The organism is Pseudomonas fildesensis (assembly GCF_001050345.1).
In the GTDB taxonomy this organism is placed as follows: domain Bacteria; phylum Pseudomonadota; class Gammaproteobacteria; order Pseudomonadales; family Pseudomonadaceae; genus Aquipseudomonas; species Aquipseudomonas fildesensis.
This window is the reverse complement of record NZ_LFMW01000032.1, coordinates 1-4,678: the sequence shown is the minus strand read 5'-3', so window position 1 is coordinate 4,678 and position 4,678 is coordinate 1. Positions and strand designations below refer to the sequence as shown.

Sequence of the window (4,678 nt, the reverse complement as noted above, 5' to 3'; positions counted from 1 at the left end):
CTTGCCCCGCGTTGGGCTGCGCAGCAGCCCCAATAAAACCGCCGCAGTGTTCCTGATAGACCCCATCGACTGGTTTCAGGGCCGCTGCGCAGCCCAACGCGGGGCAAGCCCGCTCGCCACAGGGAGCGCGTTCGCCACAATAGACGGGGTCACCCGACTATTTACTGCCCGCTGCGCATCAGCTCTTTAGGCACATACTTGCCGATCTCGAACTTGCCGATCGCCGCGCGGTGCACTTCGTCCGGGCCGTCGGCCAGGCGCAGGGTGCGTTGCATGGCGTACATGTAGGCCAGCGGGAAGTCGTTGGAAACCCCGGCGCCGCCGTGGATCTGGATCGCGCGGTCGATCACCTTCAGCGCCACGTTCGGTGCTACCACCTTGATCTGGGCAATTTCACTTTTTGCCACTTTGTTACCCGCAGTGTCCATCATGTACGCCGCTTTCAGGGTCAGCAGACGTGCCATGTCGATTTCCATCCGCGAGTCGGCAATCTTGTCGATGTTGCCACCCAGGCGCGCCAACGGTTTGCCGAAGGCGGTACGGCTGATGGCGCGTTTGCACATCAGTTCCAGCGCGCGCTCGGCCATGCCGATGGAGCGCATGCAGTGGTGAATACGGCCCGGGCCAAGGCGACCCTGGGCGATTTCAAAACCGCGTCCTTCACCCAGCAGTACGTTTTCATACGGCACACGCACGTTGTCGAACAGCACTTCGGCGTGGCCGTGGGGCGCGTCGTCGTAGCCGAACACAGGCAAGGGGCGCACGATCTTCACGCCTGGGGCGTCCACCGGCACCAGAATCATCGAGTGCTGCTGATGGCGCGGTGCATCCGGGTTGCTCAGGCCCATGAAGATAAGGATCTTGCAGCGCGGGTCGCAGGCGCCGGAGGTCCACCATTTCTTGCCGTTGATCACCCACTCGTCGCCCTGGCGCTCGGCGCGGGCGGCCATGTTGGTGGCGTCCGAGGAAGCCACGTCCGGTTCGGTCATCGCGAAGGCCGAGCGGATCTCGCCGCGCAGCAGCGGTTCGAGCCAGCGTTGTTTCTGTTCTGCATTGGCGTAACGCACCAGCACTTCCATGTTGCCGGTGTCGGGCGCCGAGCAGTTGAACGGCTCCGGGCCCAGCAGGGAACGGCCCATGATCTCGGCCAGCGGCGCGTATTCAAGGTTGGTCAGGCCCGCGCCCAGTTCGGATTCCGGCAGGAACAGGTTCCACAGGCCTTCGGCTTTAGCCTTGAGCTTCAACTCTTCCATGATTGCGGTGGGCTGCCAGCGATCACCTTCGCTGACCTGGCGTTCAAACACCGGCTCGGCCGGGTAGACGTAAGCGTCCATGAACGCAGTGACGCGTTCACGCAGTTCCTGAACCTTGGGCGAATAGGCGAAATCCATGAGCAGCTCCCTTCTTTGAGAGGTTGTTTAGGTCATGCAATCGATGCTAGAACAGCGTTGATAATTTACCTAGCCTATTCTCGGCGTGTATTAACATTCATCACCGATATATGATCGGCGCATGGACACCTAACAATAAGAGCGCAACGAAATGAATCTGAGCAAGGTCGACCTCAACCTGTTTATCGTCTTTGACGCGATCTACACCGAAGCCAACCTGACCCGCGCCGGGCAGATTGTCGGCATTACTCAGCCGGCGGTGTCCAACGCGCTGGCACGTCTTCGGGAAACCTTCAACGACCCGCTGTTCGTGCGCACCGCGCAGGGCATGGTGCCCACCCCGATGGCGCAGAACATCATCGGCCCGGTGCGCAATGCGCTGTCGTTGTTGCGGGTGTCGGTGCAGGAAAGCCGCATCTTCAACCCGCAGCAGGCGGCCAAGACCTATCGCATCAGCATGACCGACCTCACCGAAGCGGTGATCCTGCCGCTGCTGTTCCAGCGCCTGCGCCGCCTGGCGCCGACCGTGGTGATCGAGAGTTTCCTGTCCAAACGCCGCGAGACCACCAAGGAACTGGCCGCCGGGCGCCTGGATTTCGCCGTGGATGCGCCGCTCAACACCGACCCGCAAGTGCGCCACGTCAAGCTGATGGAAGACCGCTACGTGTGCGCCATGCGCAAGGGCCACCCGATGGCAGGCAAGGACAAGTTCACCCTGGACGATTACCTGTCGCTGACCCATATCCATATCTCGAGCCGCCGCAACGGGTTGGGCCACGTCGACCTGGCCTTGGGCAAGATGGGCATCCAGCGCAAGATCGCCCTGCGCTCCCAGCATTACCTGATGGCCTCGCAGGTGTTGCAGCAGACCGACATGGTGATGACCGTGCCCGAACGCTTCGCCCGTCGTCATGAGTTGCATTGGTTCAACTTGCCGGTGAACGACGTGCCGCCAGTGGAAACCCACCTGTACTGGCATGAAAGCACCGACCAGGACCCGGCCAACCGCTGGATGCGCGAGCAAATGATCGAGTTGTGCCAGCAGGTGACGGCGCACGAGAAGAAGTTGGACGGCAAGCAAGCTTGACCTGCGACTTGTGGGGCGGGGCTTTCCCTGTGGCGAGGGCGCTTGCTCCCGCTGGGGCGCGAAGCGGCCCCAAAACATAGGCCTGCTGCGCAGTCCAGCGGGAGCAAGCTCCCTCGCTACAGCAAGCGCCCTCGCCACAGAGTGCGCAGATGCCAAGGTGATGTGCTTGACGTTTACGTCAACCAGCCATTAGCTTAGCGCCAAGACCTTCTTGAGCGCCCCCATGAGCACGACCTACAGTATCTCCGACCTCGCCCGCGAGCTCGACATCACCACCCGGGCCATTCGCTTCTATGAGGAACAAGGCCTGCTGGCCCCGGAGCGCCGGGGCCAGGAGCGTATCTACTCGGCGCGTGACAAGGTCAGCCTCAAGCTGATTTTGCGCGGCAAGCGCATCGGCTTTTCCCTGGCCGAATGCCGCGAGCTTATCGAACTGTATGACCCCACCAGCGGCAACCACATCCAGCTCAACAGCATGCTCGTGAAGATCGCCGAGCGCCGCGAGCAGTTGGAACAGCAACTGCTGGATATCGAACAGATGAAGCTGGAACTGGACACCGCCGAAGAGCGCTGCACCCAGGCCCTCGCGCACACCATGAGCCAGGTTGGCCATTGATCATAAGGTAATCACCATGTCTCTCCCTTCACACGTACGCTTGGTGGAAGTCGGCCCGCGCGACGGTTTGCAGAACGAAGCCCAACCCATCAGCGTGGCCGACAAGGTCCAGTTGGTGGACGCCCTGAGCGCCGCCGGCCTGGGCTATATCGAAGTCGGCAGTTTTGTCTCGCCCAAATGGGTGCCGCAGATGGCCGGCTCAGCCGAGGTGTTTGCCCAGATCCAGCGCAAACCCGGCGTGACCTATGGCGCGCTGGCGCCGAACCTGCGCGGTTTTGAAGATGCGCTGGCGGCCGGGGTCAAGGAAGTCGCGGTGTTTGCGGCGGCATCCGAGGCGTTTTCCCAGCGCAATATCAACTGCTCGATCAGCGAAAGCCTGGAGCGTTTCGCGCCGATCATGGCCGCGGCCAAGCAGCATGGGGTGAGCGTGCGCGGCTACGTGTCGTGTGTGCTGGGTTGCCCGTACGAAGGCACGGTCGCCCCGGAACAAGTCGCGGCGGTGGCCCGCGAGCTGTTTGCCATGGGCTGCTATGAGGTTTCCCTGGGCGACACCATCGGCACCGGCACGGCGGGCGCCACGCGCCGGCTGTTCGAAGTAGTAGGCGCACAGGTGCCTCGGGACAAACTGGCCGGCCACTTCCACGACACCTATGGCCAGGCGATTGCCAATCTCTACGCCAGCCTGCTCGAAGGGATCAGTGTGTTCGACAGCTCTATCGCGGGCCTGGGCGGCTGCCCCTATGCCAAGGGCGCGAGCGGTAACGTCGCCACCGAAGACGTGGTGTACCTGCTCAACGGGCTGGGGATCGACACCGGGATCGACCTGGAACAACTGATTAGCGCCGGGCAACAGATTTGCACGGTGCTCGGCCGGCCCAGTGGCTCGAGGGTGGCCAAGGCACGCAGCGCACAGTGAGTAACCGATGGGTGACGATGTGTTACCGCACGCCTACACATCGAGTAACACGGGAACATATTTTGTCGTATTTGCCGTAGGTCAAATCCCACATAAAAACCAACTCATTGATTTTAAAGATATTTATAAAGTTGGCACGCGTTCTGCTATCTCTATTGCATAACAAGAATAAAAAGCGCCAAACCTAATAAAAATAAGACGGAACGACTCTGACATAACAAAAACAACACGGCAGAGACGCAGCTAACAGATTTTTTTGGAGAAGATGTGCTTCGCAGGGTACGGCGTGCCGAAACCCGCAACCGGTTAGAGAAAAATAAAACTACCTCAGGTAGCTACCCACTGGTTGGATCGATAACGAAGAAGCAGATCAACGCTCAAAAAAATACGTTTGCTCTTGACCCCGGATGGGGGTCGACAAAAACAGCGGTAAAGGGCCACGGTTGCCAAAAACAACAATAGACCGCCCCTCAATAATAAAAAAAGAGCACGCAACGTGTCTAGTCCTGAAATAGGTTTACACCCATTTCAGCCTCAAAACGCCCGATGCACCGCATCGGGCGTTTTGTATTTCAGCGATAGATGTGGCCGCTCGCTGTTATATATCTGCACCGATTGATCCACCATTCGCGCGGCTTCAGCCGCATCTTTGGGCCGGTGCAAGAGAA

Annotated in this window: 5 protein-coding genes; 3 read left to right on the top strand and 2 right to left on the bottom strand. The window is 60.1% G+C overall.

From position 1 onward, the window contains the following. Window positions 1-161: 161 nt before the first annotated feature. The gene (locus tag ACR52_RS27245; protein ID WP_048731274.1) at window positions 162-1,391 is read right to left on the bottom strand and encodes an acyl-CoA dehydrogenase; all 1,230 of its coding nucleotides are present in this window, start codon (window positions 1,389-1,391) and stop codon (window positions 162-164) included. A 151-nt stretch (window positions 1,392-1,542) separates the two neighbouring features. On the opposite strand from ACR52_RS27245, the gene ACR52_RS27240 reads away from it, so the two are divergent. From ACR52_RS27240 to ACR52_RS27230, 3 genes are all read left to right on the top strand, one after another. Next, a complete protein-coding gene (locus tag ACR52_RS27240) occupies window positions 1,543-2,478 on the top strand; it encodes a LysR family transcriptional regulator (protein WP_017136514.1) in 936 nt (311 codons plus the stop codon). Between the two features lie 223 nt (window positions 2,479-2,701). Continuing rightward, window positions 2,702-3,094 carry a MerR family transcriptional regulator gene (locus tag ACR52_RS27235; protein WP_048731273.1) on the top strand — a complete coding sequence of 131 codons (393 nt, stop codon included), beginning with the start codon at window positions 2,702-2,704 and terminating at the stop codon, window positions 3,092-3,094. Window positions 3,095-3,110: 16 nt separating this feature from the next. Beyond that, window positions 3,111-4,010, top strand: a complete 900-nt coding sequence (locus tag ACR52_RS27230) for a hydroxymethylglutaryl-CoA lyase (RefSeq protein WP_048731276.1) — start codon at window positions 3,111-3,113, stop codon at window positions 4,008-4,010. A gap of 534 nt (window positions 4,011-4,544) precedes the next feature. On the opposite strand, the gene ACR52_RS29955 is transcribed toward ACR52_RS27230, so the two are convergent. Beyond that, window positions 4,545-4,678 (bottom strand): integrase core domain-containing protein (locus ACR52_RS29955; RefSeq protein ID WP_152687706.1); only part of this gene is annotated, 134 nt, incomplete at its 5' end.